The 15260-nt window shown below is 63.7% G+C and carries 15 protein-coding genes and 5 pseudogenes; 15 read left to right on the top strand and 5 right to left on the bottom strand.

The window, feature by feature from the left end; genetic code table 11:
- The first annotated feature begins 1 nt into the window (after nucleotide 1).
- From ACVWYI_RS38225 to ACVWYI_RS38160, 14 genes and pseudogenes are all read left to right on the top strand, one after another.
- The gene (locus tag ACVWYI_RS38225; protein WP_247803868.1) at nucleotides 2-334 is read left to right on the top strand and encodes a hypothetical protein; all 333 of its coding nucleotides are present in this window, start codon (nucleotides 2-4) and stop codon (nucleotides 332-334) included.
- A 47-nt stretch (nucleotides 335-381) separates the two neighbouring features.
- Entirely contained in the window at nucleotides 382-777 is a 396-nt protein-coding gene (locus tag ACVWYI_RS38220; RefSeq protein WP_456664749.1) for a hypothetical protein, read from the top strand.
- Nucleotides 778-853: 76 nt separating this feature from the next.
- On the top strand, nucleotides 854-1879 hold the full coding sequence (locus ACVWYI_RS38215) for a hypothetical protein (RefSeq protein ID WP_456664748.1): 1026 nt from the start codon (nucleotides 854-856) through the stop codon (nucleotides 1877-1879).
- Nucleotides 1880-2057: 178 nt separating this feature from the next.
- Entirely contained in the window at nucleotides 2058-3089 is a 1032-nt protein-coding gene (locus tag ACVWYI_RS38210; RefSeq protein WP_456664747.1) for a hypothetical protein, read from the top strand.
- Nucleotides 3090-3131: 42 nt separating this feature from the next.
- Nucleotides 3132-3536 carry a hypothetical protein gene (locus ACVWYI_RS38205; protein WP_456664746.1) on the top strand — a complete coding sequence of 135 codons (405 nt, stop codon included), beginning with the start codon at nucleotides 3132-3134 and terminating at the stop codon, nucleotides 3534-3536.
- A gap of 950 nt (nucleotides 3537-4486) precedes the next feature.
- Nucleotides 4487-4978, top strand: a complete 492-nt coding sequence (locus tag ACVWYI_RS38200) for a DUF3991 and toprim domain-containing protein (RefSeq protein WP_456664745.1) — start codon at nucleotides 4487-4489, stop codon at nucleotides 4976-4978.
- Nucleotides 4979-5304: 326 nt separating this feature from the next.
- Nucleotides 5305-5751 (top strand): annotated as a pseudogene (locus ACVWYI_RS38195) (DUF1419 domain-containing protein); the annotation flags it as partial.
- A 15-nt stretch (nucleotides 5752-5766) separates the two neighbouring features.
- Nucleotides 5767-6233: pseudogene (locus ACVWYI_RS38190) on the top strand (DUF7007 domain-containing protein).
- A gap of 202 nt (nucleotides 6234-6435) precedes the next feature.
- Nucleotides 6436-6600 (top strand): hypothetical protein, encoded by a 165-nt coding sequence (locus ACVWYI_RS38185; RefSeq protein WP_456664744.1) that lies wholly within the window; start codon nucleotides 6436-6438, stop codon nucleotides 6598-6600.
- Nucleotides 6590-6967, top strand: a pseudogene (locus tag ACVWYI_RS38180) (hypothetical protein); the annotation flags it as partial. The gene ACVWYI_RS38185 and the pseudogene ACVWYI_RS38180, both read left to right, overlap by 11 nt.
- A 296-nt stretch (nucleotides 6968-7263) precedes the next feature.
- Nucleotides 7264-8190, top strand: a complete 927-nt coding sequence (locus ACVWYI_RS38175) for an ArdC family protein (protein ID WP_456664743.1) — start codon at nucleotides 7264-7266, stop codon at nucleotides 8188-8190.
- Nucleotides 8191-8867: 677 nt separating this feature from the next.
- The gene (locus tag ACVWYI_RS38170; RefSeq protein WP_456664742.1) at nucleotides 8868-9179 is read left to right on the top strand and encodes a DUF736 domain-containing protein; all 312 of its coding nucleotides are present in this window, start codon (nucleotides 8868-8870) and stop codon (nucleotides 9177-9179) included.
- Between the two features lie 131 nt (nucleotides 9180-9310).
- A complete protein-coding gene (locus ACVWYI_RS38165; protein ID WP_354116340.1) occupies nucleotides 9311-9619 on the top strand; it encodes a type II toxin-antitoxin system RelB/DinJ family antitoxin in 309 nt (102 codons plus the stop codon).
- Nucleotides 9616-9928: pseudogene (locus ACVWYI_RS38160) on the top strand (type II toxin-antitoxin system RelE/ParE family toxin). The gene ACVWYI_RS38165 and the pseudogene ACVWYI_RS38160 overlap by 4 nt, the downstream one beginning before the upstream one ends.
- On the opposite strand, the gene ACVWYI_RS38155 reads toward ACVWYI_RS38160, so the two are convergent.
- The 5 genes and pseudogenes from ACVWYI_RS38155 to ACVWYI_RS38135 form a co-directional block, all read right to left on the bottom strand.
- Nucleotides 9917-10777, bottom strand: coding sequence for a nucleotidyl transferase AbiEii/AbiGii toxin family protein (locus tag ACVWYI_RS38155; protein ID WP_456664741.1), 861 nt, complete (start codon nucleotides 10775-10777; stop codon nucleotides 9917-9919). The pseudogene ACVWYI_RS38160 and the gene ACVWYI_RS38155 overlap by 12 nt on opposite strands.
- Before the next feature lie 50 nt (nucleotides 10778-10827).
- Nucleotides 10828-11565: a type IV toxin-antitoxin system AbiEi family antitoxin domain-containing protein gene (locus ACVWYI_RS38150; protein ID WP_456664740.1), complete on the bottom strand. Its 738-nt coding sequence runs from the start codon at nucleotides 11563-11565 to the stop codon at nucleotides 10828-10830.
- Nucleotides 11566-11752: 187 nt separating this feature from the next.
- On the bottom strand, nucleotides 11753-12922 hold the full coding sequence (locus ACVWYI_RS38145) for an RHE_PE00001 family protein (protein ID WP_456664833.1): 1170 nt from the start codon (nucleotides 12920-12922) through the stop codon (nucleotides 11753-11755).
- A 283-nt stretch (nucleotides 12923-13205) separates the two neighbouring features.
- A pseudogene (locus ACVWYI_RS38140) lies at nucleotides 13206-13460 on the bottom strand (type II toxin-antitoxin system VapC family toxin).
- 6 nt (nucleotides 13461-13466) lie between these two features.
- Complete coding sequence (locus tag ACVWYI_RS38135; RefSeq protein WP_456664739.1) at nucleotides 13467-13703, bottom strand: type II toxin-antitoxin system VapB family antitoxin; 237 nt, start codon at nucleotides 13701-13703, stop codon at nucleotides 13467-13469.
- Between the two features lie 1050 nt (nucleotides 13704-14753).
- Here ACVWYI_RS38135 and ACVWYI_RS38130 point away from each other — a divergent pair.
- Nucleotides 14754-14990, top strand: coding sequence for a hypothetical protein (locus tag ACVWYI_RS38130; protein ID WP_456664738.1), 237 nt, complete (start codon nucleotides 14754-14756; stop codon nucleotides 14988-14990).
- Nucleotides 14991-15260 lie beyond the last annotated feature (270 nt).

The raw sequence follows: 15260 nt of genomic DNA, 5'->3' as shown, positions 1-15260 counted from the left end.
GATGGCTGGACGCAAGTTCTTTAGCAACCTCAGTCAGTACCCGCTTGCCGTAACGCTGACGATACGCAGTAGCGAAGACCCGCGAGATCAAGCGGGGACGAAGGACTTCGCGCTGCCTGCGCACGGACAGTCCTGGCAGGACTACGGCAACAATGTCGACATCTACCTGAACGGCATCAACCTGATCGCGCTCTCCAACGGCGCGATGCTCGGACAACAGTACGTCGTGATCACCAGGGGCTCCCTGCTGGACAACGAGCTGAACATGTTCAACGCGGTCGACTTCAACTTCGCGAACAACACGTTCTATGTGTCGACCCGTCAAGTCTACTGAACGATCGCTACGGCTTCGTGATGATGCAGAGAACAGGGAGATTTCCTATGGCCATGAAGACGCTGATTAACAGAACCGTTCATCACCTCAGGGTAACGCTAATCGTCCGCAAGGGCGATCATCCCGAGAATAACGCGGGCACGGTCGACGTGAGCCTGGGCGTCCGCCCGCCATCGTCGGACGTCACGACGATTGCCGATGATGCCGGCGTGAAGGACGTCGCCTATGGCAACGAGGTTGACATCTACCTCAACGGACTCACCGCGACAATGATCGCGGACGGATCTGGTGTCGGACGGCGCGATGTCGTGGTCGACCGCGGCTCGCCGCTGGACAACGAGCTCAACACCAACGACACCATCGTGTTTTCCTTCGACGGCGAAGCCGTCCTGGTATCCGCGACCAACTCGGACCAGACGCCCCACGCGTTCCCGGCAGATTAACCCGTCGCCGTCCGACGGCCCGACCCGTCGAACGGCGCACGGTCTCCCTATCAATCAAAGGCACGAGGAGACGACAATGGCCTATGCGGCAAAGAACTATACCCACGTCCAACTGATCGCCTACGAAATCCCGACCCTCCAGGTCGTCCAGCCCGGCAACGCGCCGGAGGCCGTTCCACGGCTGCCGGTGCCTGCCCTCCCCGATGCGGACAGTGTGGCCAGGCTTCGCCGAATGGCCAGCGTCGTCAACTACGCCGCCAATCGCCTGCGCTTCGCCGGAGGCGACGCTGCGACAACGCTGAAGATCTTCATGGCGCCGGAGTTCTACTTCCGGCCCCCGAACGCCCAGAATGCCTATTCGTTCAACCAGATGATCAACATCCTGGATGCCTTGCGGAAGATGTTCGTCCACGCCGATTTCGCCGACTGGCTGTTCGTTCCCGGCTCGATCTTCTCGTCTCAGCCGGCGGACGCCAAGGTGGACCTGCCGGGCGGCCAGCGCGCCTATTTCAATACGGCCTGCATGGTCAAGGGCGGCGCCGCCGACGCGCCCTTCAACTTCGTGCATAAGCGCCTCGTCTCCGACATCGACGGCGCTCCGCCGAACGAGGCGGCGCTGCACAATCCCAACTTCCATCATCTCCTGATGGACTGGAACGAGCGCAAGAACAATGCCTGGCGGTGCGACAATCGCACCTTCGGTATCGAGGTCTGCCTCGACCATCTCGACAACCCGACGTGCCGCATCCTGAAGACCGTTCTTGTCGACTGGCAAGCCAATGAGCACCAGGCGGCGCCTCCGGTCGACGTGCATCTGCTCACGTCCTGCGGAATGGAGTTCAACGACCGCTCGTCCGCGGCGCGGGTCAATGGCTACCTGCTCGGCGTCGACGGTCATCCGGCGAACCGGGACTATGGCGGACATTCGCAAGTGAACCGCGTCACGGCCCAGAACCTCGCCGGCAACGCCACGCGAAGCCCGAACAACGCCGGCGGCGCCAACATGAACACACCGCTATGGAGCGAGGACATACCCCAAGCCCTGCGGATCACCAACGTCGCCACATACCCGGAGCGCGTGCGCTGCTATCCGCGGCAGTAACTGTGATGCGGGGACATGGGGCGGCTCTCGTTGCGCTAGGCTTTCTCTTCAAGCGAACTGACCTTGCCTGATGCCACGCGACGCCTGGGCGCGGACGCGTTCGTCCGCGTGGCATGCGTTCGGATTTTGTACATGCCGATAATGATCGGTGCATTGAGGGAATTGAGGGAACGGCCCAATGACGAGACAGATTCACACCGAGCAGGAGAGAACATCGGTCAGCTCCTGCGCGAGAGCCCTGGCCATCGCAGCGCTGGCCGCAATCGCGGTCCTGTGCACCGCCGGCGGGGCGCGTGCGCAGAAGTGCGATGAGATCCGCAACATGTCCTGGAGCGAGGCGCTCACGCATCTCTATGCGGTGCATGCGATCAACAAGGGAGGACTGACGGTCGATCAGATCTTCACGCCGCGCGGGACGATCGGCTCGCACATGGACTTTGCACCGATCGAGGTAAGCATCACCGGAAAGTATCCCAACGTGGAGCCCGACTTCCGCGACCGGCCGACGCTGCACATCACCTGGAACCATCTGGTCCAGTCCCCCGGCCCGGCCGGCACGTGGGAGGCCGCGGAGATCGTGATCCTGGAGCCGCTCAAGGACTTCGACAGCGAACTGTGGGCCGCCACGCCCTACGACACCATCACGCTCGGCGCCCATCACCTGGGGGCAAAGACCATCATTCTCGCCAAGGGTAACGCCCTGGCCGGCGAAATCCGCAAACGCATCACCGACAATGACGGCGTCAAGGTGGAGACCTTCACTGGCACCGGCGGGCGCGCGACGCGCGATGCCGTCGACGGGAGACTCGCCACCATCGCCGGGCTCTGGCGGCTGCACGACGCGCAACCGTCGCCGAACAACCTCGACGCGACCGATCTATCGAAGCAGCAGAAGACCCGTGCAAGCATGCCGGTATGGGTGACGTCGAGTAGCTGCACGGCCGGCGTGCAGATCCTCGGGGACAAGGCGGCGCAAAGTAACCTTGCCGCGCACGGCAATCCGGATCCTCGGTTCATGACCGAGCTCAGGAACCGGAACCTCTATTTCGGGCTGCACATGGGGACAGCGGTCGAGGCGCTGCACGGCGCCCAGTCGCCGGGCGGCGAAGCGAACGGCCTGCGCGCGCGGCTGGGCCTTTGCGCCCAGACCTATCCCGGCAACGTCGACCTTCCCGGCGAGTGGGTGCTCGATCCGGACAACATGAAATAAGTCGAAAATCCAGTGACCCACGAAATCGAGGTTGAGTACGCCATGAAACAGGAGACGATCCGTTGCTCGAGTTGGGTCGGCGCCAGTGCGTCGGCACCGGCCGCGACGCGCCTGACGTGCCGCGCACTCTGGACCAAGGACGAGATCGTGAACCGCACGCCATCGGATTACGCTTGGCAGCTCGCGACCCATATCCTAACCTATGCGATGTACGTCGATGCGCGGGTCGCCAACGCGTCTGAGGACGGGCTCACTCCCATGCGTATGGGAAAGCGTCTGTGGTGGAACATCTACGGTCCGCTGATCGCGAACGCGCGCAAGAAGCCAAACGAGATCGTCTCCAGCAATCCGGAAGCGCTCGCGCGGAAGGCCTGCGCTTCGACGGCGACGTCAACGGACTGGAACGCGTATATCAGCGCGCTCAAGCTGCTGCTGCCCAAGTCGTGACACGAAGTGCCGGCCGTATCGGTGTAACAGCGACCGTTGATTCAATATCTTGATTCTGATCGAATTCCGTGGCGCGCGCTCACATCGCGCTTCACGTTGGCGCAACCAATCAACGGTGCCCGCGCCCTCCGAACGCGTTTTCTCCAACTCAGAGGACATGCTCATGCTACCTGTGATGAGATTTGCTTTGATCTCCCGGTGCACACGTCGCGCACATACCGCCTCCAACTACTTGAAAAACCTGATCTCTCGATCCAATCCATCACCGGACAAACCGCAGCGTTATTCCTGCGCGCAATCTGCTGAAGCCGACCTGCGCCTCGCCCTTGCCCCGAGCTTCTGAATTAAGCGAGATGGTGCCGTGCACGTCATGGAGTCCTGTTGGTTGCTGGAATTAGTGTTTGCTGCCTTTCGATGATCTGGCGGACTCTGGCAATGTGGGAACGAGATGAGACTCGGAACTATGAGATATTGGCGGCCCCACGTTGGCAGGCGGGAGCGCGATCGACCTCTAAGCCAACGATGCCTATGACAGCACCTTAGTCGGTGATGGACAGATCATACCTCGTTTGGCGAACTTGGAAACGTCCGGTTCAAACTAGGTGAGTTCGGCGTATGCAGCAAAAAGGGATAGCTCCGGCAATTCATTGTACCTGATGATTTCGCGGAATCGTCGACCAGGAAATTGGGCGTCGCCCGGCGGGCCGGGCTGTCTGCTACGCTGAAGCCCCGCAGGCGGGTCTTCCCCCTTGCGGGCTACCATCCCTGACGGATGCGATCGTGTTGCGGACGCGGTTGGCTTCGTCCCCAGCGCACCGGCGTGGCAGCGTCCGGCAAGGCCGAAGGCGCCTGGATCTATTGCTGAGCGCTGGGGACATCGTGTCAAACCGCGCCCCGGCTCGCGAGCCTGGCGCTATCTCACCAATGAGCGGGGGCTGCCTTCCGAGATCGTGAAGCAGGCGGTCGCCTCCGATCGTTTGCGTGAGGGGCCAAAGGGCAGCATGTGGGCGGCACATAGCGATTCTGCTGGAGCGCTCACGGGCTGGGAGGAGCGTGGGCCGGCATGGCGCGGCTTCGCCAGTGACGCCGCCAAGCAGCTGTTTCGCTTCGGACCGGCCAGGTCCGAGCGGATTTGCATCACTGAGGCGGCCATCGATGCCATGAGCCTTGCCGCGATCGAGATCCACCGCTCCGATACCCTCTATGTCAGCACCGGAGGCGGCTGGTCGCCGGCGACCGATGAAGCCATCCGCAGCTTGGCCAGGCGCCCCAACGCCCGGCTTGAGGCAGCAACCGACAACAATCGGCAGGGTGACGTCTACGCGGATCGCGTTCGTGCCATCGCCGCGGAAGCGAGCGTGCACTATGCGCGATCGCGACCGTCCGCCGGCGACTGGAATGAGGACCTGATGGGGCCGGCGAGGAGACTGGAGAACAGCTGAGTAGTCGAAGGCGGAGGTCCGCCCGACGCGCGGATTCGCGCGGGTGGCGCGGCGTCAAGGCTCCCACATGATCGCAATGGCGGGGCTTGCACCTGAGCGATGCGACGTGGGAAGTCCGAATAAAGAGCGAGAAAATAGGAAGAGGGTAAACCGCTGCCGCATGCCCGGCCGGCGCGTCAAGGGTGAAGCTTCGCCCGCGTTCCGCGGCCCTTGACCCGCCGGACCGGAGAGGCGGCTGCCGAGGAGGTGTGATGAAGGACTGAAGTGACGAAGGGATCACGCCGATCGCTCGCGCTTCAGTCCGGCCAGGCCAAGAGGAGCCGCCGATGCACATCTCACCTACCATCCGTAAAGTCTTCGAAGGCGTCGCGACGCGCCCCGAGATGTACCGCATGTTCAACCGCCATCGCGGCGATCCGGCCATGGCCGAGGGGGATGCACGGCATCTCTTCGCCGGCGAGTGGTTCGAGATCGCGGAGTCCGAGCATGATTACATGCTCGAAATCCTGCCGCCGCTATGGATGCGCGCCGACATGTTCGCGATGCGCGAATTCATGACGGCAAGCGTGACAAGCGTTTTCCTGTCACTTTTGATTGACGGCCAGATGCGCTGGTTCCACGGCTACTGCGACCTGTCGGACGGAGCGTCGCCGGAGCGGATGAAGGCCGCGATCATCGAGCGCGAATCTCGTCCTGTCCGCGCGATGACGCGCGAAGAGCGGCTCGAGCACATCTGGTCGAGCACGCACGACGACTGCCACTCGACGGCGGGCCACGGCGGCTTCCATTTGTCCGCCGAGCGCAACCGCAGGGTCCATCCCATGCTGCGCTCGGAGGGTGGCTGGTACGAGGAAGACGCCGAATGGGCTGTCGTGGCTATGAGCTTTCCGCAGCTCTTCACGGCGTTCGAACGGCGTTGCGCCGCGAGAGAACGATTAAGGACAGTTGGCCCGACGCCTGGGAGGCGATTTCCGGCACGATCCTCCAGGCGGGCGAGTCCCGCGAAAAGGATCGCCGCGCCTTCGAGCACGCGCACGCGCGTGACTGGGTCGTCGTCTCTGCCATCACGTCCAAGCACGAGAGCGGTTTCGTTGAGGTCGTTTCGACGCTCGGCGGCAAGCGCGGGCCAGGGACTGAGGAGCGCCGCTTCCTCGTCCCCTCCGGCGAGTATCACGTCGGCCGCTTCGGCTTCGTGATCGACGAGGCGCGCCACCTCGTCTACAGCGGCCCCTCCGACTTCGTCGGCTGGAGGTGACCCATGCCTGGCGCCTCATTGCCAAAGCCTTCGGCTGGCAGACGGCCGCTGACGAGGTCGGCGAAACGCCGGTCCTCGTCGTCTGGCATCCGCTGCTTCGACGGCAATTCACTGGCACGGACGCCTGGAGGCGCGCCGTGCGCGTATCCATCCATGCGCCACAGCCTTACCCGGCCGACGCCGCCAGAAACGAGGTTCAGTCATGATCCTCTACCTTGTCGCGGTGAATCTCCTCCCGCACGCGCATCATACTCCCGAGAGCGCCATCGCCTACGCACTCGACGGCATCCTTACGCCAGGCATGCCGGCATCGATTCGGCGCCGGGCGTCGCTGGCGACGACGTCGCTTCATCCATGGCCTGAGTGAACGCGCAATGCAGATCCACCTGCAACGGATCGTCGGTGCTTATGTCGGATCGGCGCATGGCGCCGGCCAGTTCTACACTCGAGCAGTCACTGAAGCGCGAGATGTGACCGCCAAGCTCGCCAACGACAGCCGCGATGAGGACCTCGATGGTCCGGTCGGCTTCGATAGCCAGGCGCAGCGCAAGCGTGAATTCGCCGCCGACATGGGCGCGCAGGCTCACGCGCTTCGCATGGCCGCCGAAGGCGCCGTCGCCGCCTACGAACAGGTCGTCGGCGAGACGTGGAAGCCTTTCGAGCGTCCCGTCGACAACACGACCGACACCGTCGGCCGGAAAGCGGCCAAGGCGCAGATGTCGGCGTTCGACTGACTGTCGGCGCGGGGCCTTGGCCCCGCGCCTCTTCCACTGCTGCCACCTGACGGGCCGATCCGCGAGACCGACCCTTTTTCGTGTCGACGCTGCAACAAAGGGAGCCGCCGCCCCTGCTGCTCGCCATCGTCGGCCCCTCCCGGCCCGTGGTCCTGCGCCGGGCCCAACGTCCGCGCAACGGCTTCGCCGTCCTCCGCGCTGCTTCGGCCCTTCGGGTGCGCGGACTTTGAGCCCGGCGGTGGCGGACCCCGTGAGGAGCCGCGATTGGCGCGGCCTCCCGGACGGAGGTTATTCTAATGAGCAGGAACGGAGAAAAGTCGCGAGGCGACCTGTACGCCCGGATCACGGACCGCATCATCGCCGAGCTCGAACGCGACGTGCGCCCCTGGGTTCAACCTTGGACCGCCGCGAATATAGCGGACCGCATCACCCGACCGCTGCGGCACAACGGCCAGCCCTATACGGGCATCAACGTCTTGCTGCTTTGGTCAGAAGCCATCGCGCGCGGCTTCTGCTCGCCGATCTGGATGACGTTCAAGCAGGCCAGTGAACTTGGTGCGCATGTCCGTAAGGACGAGACCGGCAGCACTGTGGTGTATGCGAGCCGCTTCACCAAGATGGAGACCGACGCTCACGGCGATGAAATCGAACGGGGTATTCCCTTCCTCAAGGCCTATACCGTCTTCTGCGTCGATCAAGTCGATGGCTTGCCCGCGCATTACTACGGTCAGCCACCCGTCGTCGCATCAACGATCGAGCGCAACGCGCACGCCGACGCTTTCTTTGCCAACACCGGGGCGATTGTTCGCCACGGCGGCTCGATGGCGTTTTACGCGCCTTCGTCTGATCATATTCAGATGCCGCCGATCGAAAGTTTTCGCGACACGGGTTCCTATGTCGCCGTCAGAGCCCATGAGACCGTGCACTGGACCGCTCCCGCTCACCGCGTTAATCGCGATCTCAGCCGTTACGGCAAGGATCGGAGCGAACGCGCGCGCGAAGAGCTGATCGCGGAACTCGGGAGCTGCTTCCTCTGCGCGGATCTCGGGATCGTTCCCGAACTTGAACCGCGGCCGGATCATGCAAGCTACGTCAAGTCGTGGTTGGAGGTCTTGTCTAATGAGAAGTGCTTTATCTTCTCGGCTGCTGCGCAAGCGCAACGCGCCGTCGCCTATCTGCACGACCTGCAGCCGAAGGCAGCAGACGTCGAGGAAGCGGCATGATGAGCGCACAGCGTGATTGGGGTCGGCGCTTGCCTGCCGGCCCTTACTTATCCGGCGATCAGCGCCGAGACAGCTGCCCCTTGCTTGGCCGCTCGACGGCCAGCGCGCTCTGTTCCTCGTGCTGGATATCGCGTCCTGACGGCGATCTTGCCTCCTTCCTTCGAGAGTACGACTTCTGGCTTTGCACGGGTCGTCGCTTTGCTGCGCAAATCTCGCTCGTGGTCTGCGGGTTTACTTTGCGGCCCGGTGTTACTCTTGAGGGCCGAGCAGCGCGCCTGCCTTCCCGGTTCGTACCTCAACGCGCAAGCCTGGCGGTTTGCCAGATGCATGCGACGAGCCGTGATCGGGTTCTTTCCTCGGTCAAGGTATCGATGATCGCAATTCGTGTTCCTCAGCCGTTTCTTCTGGCACACCCACGTCGTCCTCGATTGGACATGTCTGACCGAAGGGCGTCGTCGCTTAAACGCCGCCTCGCTCTTACCCCCGCAACAGCCGGTTACGACTTTCTTCCCCTGGACCGCTGCGCGTCCATTCCTCGCGCAAGACAAGAAAGTCGCGCCCTGGCTGCCCTCTACTGCGTGCCGGCCCCTGCGGGGTGCGGGTCGACCGCCTCCGGTCTGTCGCCAGCCATCGAGGTCGCGATGGGCGCGGCCCGGGAAACTGAAAAGGACACGACAATGGCGACCATCGGCACCTTCACCTCGACCGGCAACGGCTTCACCGGCACGGTTCGCACCCTCGCCCTCAATGCCAAAGCCAAGCTGGTTCGGGTCGAGAGCCCCTCCGACAAGGGACCGCACTTCCGCATCTTCGCCGGCAACGTCGAACTGGGAGCGGCTTGGCAGAAGACCGCCAGGGACACCGAGCGCGATTACCTCTCGGTCAAGCTGGACGATCCGAGCTTCCCGGCTCCGATCTACGCCACCCTCATCGAGGTGGAAGGCCAGGAAGGTCTCCAGCTCATCTGGTCCCGCCCGAACCGGGATTGAGGGCGCCGAGCCAGCGGCCCCGCCGAAAGGCGGGGCCGTTTTGCTGCTGTGATCCCCGGTCACGGGGCTGTGACGTCTCTGGCGCATGTCATTCAAATGCATTACATTACCCGCGAACAAAGGAGGTCGCTATGGCTTCGAATGCCCTCGTCCAAACCCGAATCGATGCGGATGTAAAGGAAAAGGCTACCGCGGTTCTGGAAAACATGGGTCTCACGGTATCCGACGCTGTGCGGATACTGCTGACACGCACGGCCAACGAAGGGATGCTTCCGCTGGAGCTCGTGAGCAACAGCCAAGCTTACGATAGCTGGTTTCGCGAGAAGGTGCTCCAAGCGCTGGCGGATACCCGGCCAAATCTCGATGATTCCGAGGTCGAAGCGCATTTCGCGCAACGCCGTGCCGCTGCGCTTCGAAAAGCGGCGGAGCACGAACGGTGAAACTCGTCTGGTCGCGCTTCGCGTTGTCCGATCGCGACGGCATTTTTAGCTACATCGAAGCCGAGAAATCCCCGTGCGGCGGTTCATGTTGATGAACAGATTGCCGATGCCGCGCGGCGCCTGCTCGACTTTCCTGACAGTGGCCGGCCTGGGCGTGTCGCTGGCACGCGCGAGTTGGTCATCCGGCGTACACCTTATGTTGCGGTGTACCTAGTCGACGGTGAAAGCGGAGCGCTGCATGACCCATCGAAGCCTTTGGCCGGAATCGTCTGCCGGGTCGCAATTCAGTCCCACCACTCATCCGAATAGTCGCGCCAGTATGTCCGATTGTTCGGCGAATTTTCGGGCGTTGGCCTTCCGAAGACGTTCCAGGTTCTGCAGCTTCCAGCGCGGGCCGGGAAGCTGCTCCAGGTGGGGCACGCCCAGTAGGGACCATTCGGGCTCTGCGGCGACCAGCGACAGCAGGAAGCGGCGCACATTGGCGTTCAGACCTTGCTGCAGTTCGCGCACCATGCGCTCGCGCGCTGCCAAGAGCGCATCGAGCTTAACGGGCTCGGCGGTCATGCCCGAGAAGTTGTTCTCGAACTCCTGGCGGATATCCCGCAGCGATGGAAACAGGACCTCATGCACCGGCCGATTATGGCTCACGAGATAGACGACGAAAGTCCGGCGAATGCCGGCCGTGATTCCCTCGTGCGCGAAGAGCTGCATGACGTCGAACAGATCGCGGGGATGCTGGCGGTCCATCGCCGCGACCAGCTTGCCGCCATACACGTCTTCGAGCGACACCACCGGGATTTCGAGATCCGCCAGCAGCGTGTCGCGTGCATTCGGCGTCAGCGAGGCCGTGCGGACCGGATGGACGACGCCGCGCATGACGAAGTTGACCTCGATCTTGACCTCGATGCCGCCACGCCGCACCAGCAGCTTGGTCTCCCCAGATTCTGCAATGGCCGGCGCGTGGGTCTGGAAGCCCAGCCTCTGCAGGCGCGCGGCGCTTTTGCGGATGGCTTCGTTGATGCGTTCAAGCGCCTGCTCGCGCGGCAGGGTATGGTCGGGAAACACTAGGTCGAGATCGACCGAGAGCCGCGGCATGTCGCGCACGAACAAGTTGATCGCCGTGCCGCCCTTGAGCGCGAACGTATCGTCAACGAGCACCAGCGGCGCAACCCGCGCCAGCAGCCGCGCGCTGTCGAGCTAGAGCTGGTTCATGGCTTCAACACCAGTAGCCCGTCAGCCGAGCGCGATACCCACGGCCGGTCGCTACCCATGGGCAACTGGGACGGATCGAGCTTGCCGACCCAAGGCTGTGAAAGCTCGCGACCGAGCTGCAGGCAGAGGCGCACGGTCTTGACGCTCGTGCATTGCTTAAGCAGGTCGCGCAGCACGTCGGCGCGCAGGCTGTAAGTGCTCTCGACCAACTCGCGCGCTTCTTGCAGCGGCTGCCGGATGCCAACCTCGCTTAACACCTCTAGCAGTGCGCGCTCGGGCGCGGAGACGAGTGGGCCGCCCTTGCGGTTCTCGAAGGGCACGACATGAAACATCGCGCCGGGCTCTTCCTTGAAGAGCCGCTTGCGGTGGTACTCGGCCGGGAAGCGCTGGGTGAACCACTCAGGGAGCCGCCCCGCTTTCCAACCGTACAGATGAAGCACGGGCCGCTGGGAGACGTAGTGGCGGATGCCATGCCAGTCGAGCGCGGACTTGCCGCCGACATGCAATCCCTCGAAGCTCCGCTGCAGCAGGACGAGGCTCGGATGTAAGGCGGGCGGATCGTTGGGCCGACAATAGATACCGCGTGCCAGCCGCTGCAGCCAGCCGGCGCGGACATAGTGGACGGCCAGGTCGGCCGATATCCCGAGGGCAGCGAGGTCATCGGAGGCCAGCGGCGTCGCGGGCGCCGCGCGGGTATAAAGCCTGTTTAGCTTGTCCCTGTGAATCGTAGCCATGCTACGATATTATTAACAATTCAAAAAATCCCGCAAGCTTGAATTGGGTGTCAAAATCGTAGTCAGATTATGATAACTAACATTAATCTAAATTAGGCCTCGACGGAACTGCGACGGGCCCCCCAGGACCCCCCACGAGTGAGAGTCACATAAGGGTTGCTTGCGGTCTCAATGGCCGCGCCGTGCTCTACAGGATTCCCCATGCCCGATAGCGTCCTCGACCGGTCGTCTCGCGCAGATCGAGCTCGGCGACGAGGTTTTGGGCAGCACGAGGCGTGATCCCGAGCTCCGCCGCGATCATGCCGGCCGAGACGATCGGCCGGGTCAACACGTAGTCAAGGAGAGCTGGCAATTTTGAAGTGGCGCGCCGGCCGGCGAGTTTGCGGGCGAGCAGGTTTCTGGTCATCAGCCAGCGGTCGTGGTCCTTGCGGCCGGCCTCGGCGGCGGCCGTCATCGCCTCAAGCTGCACGACAAGCCGCGCTGCGCCGTCGCGTGGCCGCCGGCGCTCACGCGGAATGCTCTTCAGCCCGGCATGCAGGCACGGCAGATGCCAGCGTGTCTTGCCGCGATCGCGCAAGACGCTAGCTGCGAGCAGGCGGCCTAGCCAAGGCGAGTGCTCGAGCGGTTCGATCGCGTCCCAGGCATCCGCAGCGATCGCCGCCGCCAGGGTCGGCGGCAAGCTGCGGGTCTGGTTGACCACGCCGCGCCAGTGATCCAGACGGCCTTCCTCGTCCCAGTCGGGATCGTAGACTAGCGGATCCCGCTCCGGCCGCGACCGAGCCTCGTCGGCGAGCCTGCGCTCTGCTCGGGCGTTCGCGGCGTCGACCGCGGCGAAGGCGGCGGCCAGATGGGGATCGGTGGCGCCAAGCGGCCCTTCGAAACCCACCTCCTCCCCCTCCGCGTCCTCGTTGACCCCGAGACTTCCCTCAACTTCCTTCCGGTTGCCCTCCTCTCGCTCGCCCCGGCCTCGGAGGTCAGCTAGTCCGGCAGCTGACAGCGCCCAATTGGGCTTCGCCTCGGCGATGCGCCGACGGACGCGCAATACGGCATGGGCCCGGGTCAGCTCGTGGGTGGGGGTGCGGACATCCATGCCGGCGTCGTGGAGCACCAAGTCGTCGAGGTGGACAAGTTCGCCTTCAAGCCACAGACTGGCGCAGGCGTCGGCGAAGTGCATCCGGCTGATTGTGCCGTCGCGGATTAGGCTTTTGGCTAGCCGCTCGTCGAGCCGGGCGACAGTATCCTCTGCGACCGCGAGCGGACCGACGAGTTGAGCCCAGGGCAGCGGATCGGGGATTTTGTAGTTTGTCGGCAAGATCTTGATAACCTTAACGAGAATGGGCGAAACGGAAGCTAACATAGCATTGGATTCCGTCATAGCGACGCGGGTTCCTGTCATCCTCACTATCGATAACTCGCCCTTACCGATTGGGTTGGTCGTCACCGCCTAATCAACGATTCCGAGCCCGCAGCCCGGTAAAATCATCGCCGCCTAGCTTCAGATCGAACCGTACTCCGTGCCAACCCCCGGCCCTACTCCGGACAAGCCGCTTCCTTTCCGGATGCTGCGGCCGCCCGGCCGGGGTCGCTTAGGCGGCTTCGATATCGGTTTGCGGAAAGTCGCCGCCCCTGAACATCAAGAGTTACCCCAGATGCCGGGCGCAAGCGTAGGCAACAGCCCCCGAAATTGAGGCTCGCCGGATGCCGGCCCTTGCCGAAGCGGTCGAAGGCGTCGAGCGCGAGCCGTACCGTCTCAGGCGCCACCGGACCGCCGCCTCCCACACCGCCAACGGTGACGTCGGACGCGCTCCGGTCCGCTCCAGGCGAGCCAAAAGCTCGCGTGCCTCGTCCTCGTCGGTCAGGAGCGCGGTCAAGGCCGAAGTGTCAATGAACGTCAGGCGTCCTCATACAGACTGTCGCGGTACGCCTTGTCGGCGGGCTGCGCCCGGTGCGGATCGCCCCTGGCGCGCAGATCCCGGCAAAAACTGGACGCCGAGTTCGACCAAAGACAGCTTACCCTGCTCGCGTGCGAGCTCATGGGCGAGTGCCGCGTGCACTGCTTCGGTAAGGCCGATTTTTTTCAGCGCCGCCACCTTGCGGGCGAGCGCGTCGGTCTCCGGCTTCTTGATATGGAAGGCCATGCGCGCTCCTCCAGTCCTCATCGTGTATCCTTAAATACTTGGCAGGTTTGTCAGCATCTTAGGCCTCGCTGATCTGGGCCCACTCAGGTCGACGGTGCGAGCAGTCCCCGATCGCTTGCTTCGATCCAGGGGCATCCCCGGCAGTCCCGCCAAGACGCGCGGCCTTCGCGGCGTGTGAGGTCAATCTTTATGGTTAATTGTCTGTGAACGCCTCCCCTCTCCGTCTCCCGGACGCCGCTTCCCCCTGAGGCCGTCCTGGTAGATCATCCGGGCTGACGAGGACCTCGTCCCGGTCCTCGCCCGCGCCTTTCCCGGCTTTGAATTCCGCGGGGCGCGGATCGACGGCGACTACTGATGCGATACCAGTCGTGTCTCGGCGAGTTGGAGCCACGGATGACCGGAGGGCACAAATTGTTGTCAGCTGACAACATCCATCCCCTTGGGAAGGCCCCTGTTGTCAGCTGACAACAATCGCTCACCGGGTGGTTGGTGGCACCATAGCGCAAGCCGGCGTTCCGCGTGTCGGGTCGGCTCCATCCGAGTGCCGCGCAGGTATTCGCGACGGCACCCACCATCGGGAAGATCGTATTCGATCGACGGCCTTGCTGATCGCCAAAGGAGTACTGCTCCCACGACGGACGCCTCGGATCAATCTCCGGATAGGAGCCGATCGGGAGGCCGGCGTGCTCTTAGGCTGGTTCTTCCGGATCACGCACGGCTATGGCTCCGCCCGATGTCGGCCTGCGATCGCCCAAGATCCGGCAGCGGGTTCGCCTGCCCTCAACTCGGCATCCAGCATCATGAGTTGGATCCGGCCCCGCGCAAGATTGATCCGCAACACGCCATGTCGGTCAGGTGACGGCCCGACTGCACGTTGCCGTTCCTTCGCCGGATCGCTCGCGCCCCGGTGGAGCGATGAATGGCGGGCGTTGGCACCTTGCATCCTGGCAAGGGCAGGAGGGTCCCTTCGCAGCGCCGAGTCTGAGATCAACGTCTCGGCTGGCGGTTCGTCGGTGTGGTCACGGCAGCGCGGAGGGAGAGCAAGCGCGGATGACCTGGGATGTGCTTGGTCGGTTGCTCGCGAGCTGTTCGTCCAACCGGCTGGTGGACCCCTGCGACCGTGCGGTACTGCTTGTCTTTTCGGGCGAGCGGCGGCGCAGCGAAGTGACGCGCAGCCCCTCGATGGACACCGAGACGGTCCGGCGCGCCGCAGAACCCCAGCGAGCCGACATCGCCATTCTAGCCTGCCTCGCCATCCAGCTCGGGAGCCTAAGGCCAGTGTCGTAGACGAGGCGGGGAGGGTGCTCCTCGTGGGACCGGGGGGCGCGGCGTCGGGCGAATGGCAGGGGGGAACCGACGCCACAAGGTGGCGCGATTCTCTGGAGTTTGCATTGCATGGTCTGAGATTGAGCACTCAACGGAGGCCGCGCCGCGGAGTTCGTCCCGTTGCCCAAGCTCCAGCGGCCGCAGCACCGTTCAGCGCAGCAGTTGGTGAGCTACGAAATGAAGCTTGGAGACTCGTGAAGGCCGGCCGACTCACGCCATAGTGGAGGTTCG

This window comes from Bradyrhizobium sp. LB13.1 (assembly GCF_054056815.1).
The sequence above is the reverse complement of the archived record's forward strand: the minus strand, read 5'-3'. Positions and strand labels throughout refer to the sequence as shown.